Raw genomic sequence first — 3,256 nt, 5'->3', positions numbered from 1 at the left:
AATATTAAGTTATAATAGTTATGTAATAACATCTATTGTTAAATGTTAATCTAAGGAGGAATAGAATGTATACACAATGGGATAAGTTTGTTGCAGGTAATTGGCAGCAGGAAATTGACGTAAGAAATTTTATACAGAAGAATTATACCTCTTATGAAGGAGATAAAAGCTTTCTAAAAGGGCCTACAGAAAAAACTCAGGCTGTATGGAATAAAATACTTGAGCTTTTAGAAAAGGAAAGAGAAGTAGGAGTTCTGGATGTAGAGGTTAATAAAGTATCCGGAATAGACAATTATGAAGCAGGTTATATTGATAAGGATAATGAAGTTATCCTGGGACTGCAGACTGATGCTCCTTTAAAAAGAATAGTCAATCCTTTCGGAGGCTGGAGAATGGTTCTTAATTCTCTGGATGCTTATAAATATAAATTAAACGAGGATATTGAAAATTATTTTCCTAAATATAGAAAAACGCATAATGACGGTGTTTTTGATGCGTATACTGAAGAAACCAGAGCTGCAAGATCTGCCGGACTTCTCACTGGTTTACCGGATGCTTACGGCAGAGGAAGAATCATAGGAGATTACAGAAGAGTAGCACTTTACGGTGTTGATTTTCTTATAATGAAAAAGCGTGAAGACCTAAAAAATTTAAAAGGAGATATGCTTGATGAGCTTATAAGAAAAAGAGAAGAGGTAAGTGAGCAGATTAGAGCTTTGGAATCTATGAAGTCCATGGCTTTAAAATATGGAATAGATATGTCCGCTCCTGCATCCAATGCAAAAGAAGCTGTACAGTTTTTATATCTTGCATATCTGTCTGCAGTAAAAGAAAATAACGGTGCAGCTATGTCCCTTGGAAGAACGAGTACATTCTTAGATATTTATATAGAAAGGGATTTAAAGGCAGGAATATTGACTGAAGAAGAAGCTCAGGAACTTATAGATCAATTTATAATTAAGTTAAGAATTGTAAGGCATCTGAGAACTCCAGAATATGATGAACTCTTTGCAGGAGACCCAACCTGGGTGACAGAATCCATAGGAGGGATAGGGGTTAATGGAAGACCGCTCATAACTAAAAACTCTTTTAGGTATCTTCATACCCTTATTAATTTAGGACCTGCACCAGAACCAAATATGACAGTGCTGTGGTCAGAGGATCTTCCTCAAAGCTTTAAGGATTACTGTTCTGAAATGTCTATATTGACTGATTCTATACAATATGAAAATGATGATATAATGAGGCCTATATACGGTGATGATTATGCTATAGCCTGCTGCGTTTCTGCCATGACTGTAGGAAAGCAGATGCAGTTCTTTGGAGCAAGGTGTAATATGGCAAAGGCGCTTCTATATTCAATCAACGGCGGTGTAGATGAAAAGAAGGGTAAGCTTGTAATAGAAGGTATTCAGCCTATGAAGGACGAAATACTGGATTATAATAAAGTCAAGGAAAGCTTCTATAAGGTTCTTGAAAAGGTAGCCAAGTTATATGTAGATACTATGAATGTTATCCATTATATGCATGATAAATATGCCTATGAAGCAGGTCAGATGGCTCTTCATGATACTGATGTGCAGAGGCTTATGGCCTTTGGTGCAGCAGGCTTATCTGTGGTAGCTGATTCATTAAGTGCTATAAAATATGCAGAAGTTAAGCCTATAAGAAATGAAGCAGGAATAGCAGTGGATTTTGAGATTAATGGAGACTTTCCTAAATACGGTAACGATGATGACAGGGTAGATGATATTGCTGTAGAAGTGGTTACTAAATTCTCATCTGAATTAAAGAAGCATCCTTTATACAGGAATGCAAAGCATACACTTTCCATACTTACAATAACCTCTAATGTGGTTTATGGAAAGAAAACCGGAGCAACACCGGATGGAAGGAAATCAGGAGTACCTTTTGCACCTGGAGCTAACCCAATGCATGGAAGAGATAGTATGGGAGCGTTAGCATCCCTTAACTCAGTTGCAAAGATACCTTATGCCAACGTTTGTGAGGATGGAGTGTCAAATACCTTCTCTATAGTGCCTCAAGCTTTAGGTAAGGATGAGAAGAGCAGAATTAAGAATTTATCTGCAGTTATGGATGGATACTTTAATCAGGGGGCTCACCATTTAAATGTTAATGTGTTTAATAGGGAGACTTTATTGGATGCTATGGATCACCCTGAAAAATATCCTCAGCTTACAATTAGAGTTTCAGGATATGCTGTTATGTTTAACAGATTATCCAGAGAACAGCAGCTTGAAGTTATAAGCAGAACCTTTCACAATAGTTTATAAAATAATTAAAAGGGGAATAGAGATATTCTCCTTTTTCTATAAGAAGGTGTTAATTTGTTAGGAAAAATCCATTCTATTGAGACCATGGGGCTTGTAGATGGCCCTGGAGTGAGAGTAGTGGTTTTTTTTCAAGGATGTTCATTACGATGTGCATTCTGCCATAACCCGGATACCTGGGGGGCAAATGAGGGAGAAGAAATAACTTCACAGGATCTCTTAAAAAAGATATTAAGATATAAAACCTATTTTAAGTCATCTGGTGGAGGTATTACCTTTTCTGGAGGGGAACCGCTGCTTCAGCCGGATTTTCTTATTGAAATGCTGAAATTATGCAGGGAAAACGGTATTCATACCACAATAGATACTGCAGGCTGCGGTATTGGGAAATACTCTGAGATATTAAAATATACAGATTTAGTATTATTTGATATTAAGCATATAGATGCTGAAGAATATAAAAAAATGACTAGAAACAATATTAATGAGAGTCTGAAATTTTTAGAGGCGGTGCAGCAGTCAGGTAATAAAATGTGGATTAGACAGGTTATAATTCCCAACTTAAATGACAGTAGGGAGTATATAAAAGGTCTTGCTGATATAATAAATACATTAAATAATGTAGAAAAAGTTGAACTTCTACCATATCATCTTCTTGGGGTTTCAAAATATGAAGCTTTAGGGAAAAAGTATAGATTAGAAGGAGTTCCGGAGATGGATAAGGAAAAGAATAAAGAATTAGAGGACTATCTTAAAACTCTAATAAGCAAAAAAATATAAGGCGTTACGCCTTATATTTTTTTTATTTACTATTCTACTGGTGAAAATTGGTCTTTACCAACACCGCAAAGTGGGCAAACCCAATCTTCTGGCAGTTCTTCGAAAGAAGTACCAGGATTTATTCCGTTATCTTCATCTCCAACTGCAGGATCATAAACGTAACCGCATACATCACATATATAACT

General features: G+C 36.1%; 3 protein-coding genes. 2 read left to right on the top strand and 1 reads right to left on the bottom strand.

Going from position 1 to position 3,256, the window contains the following annotated elements; translation table 11 throughout:
- Nucleotides 1-65: 65 nt before the first annotated feature.
- Nucleotides 66-2,294: a formate C-acetyltransferase gene (pflB, locus tag TA89_RS07080; RefSeq protein ID WP_040212117.1), complete on the top strand. Its 2,229-nt coding sequence runs from the start codon at nt 66-68 to the stop codon at nt 2,292-2,294.
- Nucleotides 2,295-2,378: 84 nt separating this feature from the next.
- Entirely contained in the window at nt 2,379-3,071 is a 693-nt protein-coding gene (pflA, locus tag TA89_RS07075; protein WP_040212118.1) for a pyruvate formate-lyase-activating protein, read from the top strand.
- Nucleotides 3,072-3,100: 29 nt separating this feature from the next.
- On the opposite strand, the gene rd is transcribed toward pflA, so the two are convergent.
- The coding region (gene rd / locus TA89_RS07070; protein ID WP_040212115.1) for a rubredoxin at nt 3,101-3,256 on the bottom strand (156 nt) is incomplete at its 5' end.

This window comes from Clostridium polynesiense (genome assembly GCF_000820705.1).
GTDB lineage: Bacteria > Bacillota > Clostridia > Clostridiales > Clostridiaceae > Clostridium_AA > Clostridium_AA polynesiense.
Note: the sequence above shows the minus strand (reverse complement) of the source record. Positions and strands in the feature narration are given on the sequence as shown.

What these genes read in the sequence shown, in the direction of transcription:
- pflB (WP_040212117.1), top strand. Translation starts at nt 66, where the DNA reads ATGTATACACAATGGGATAAGTTTGTTGCAGGTAATTGGCAGCAGGAA.
- pflA (WP_040212118.1), top strand. Translation starts at nt 2,379, where the DNA reads ATGGGGCTTGTAGATGGCCCTGGAGTGAGAGTAGTGGTTTTTTTTCAA.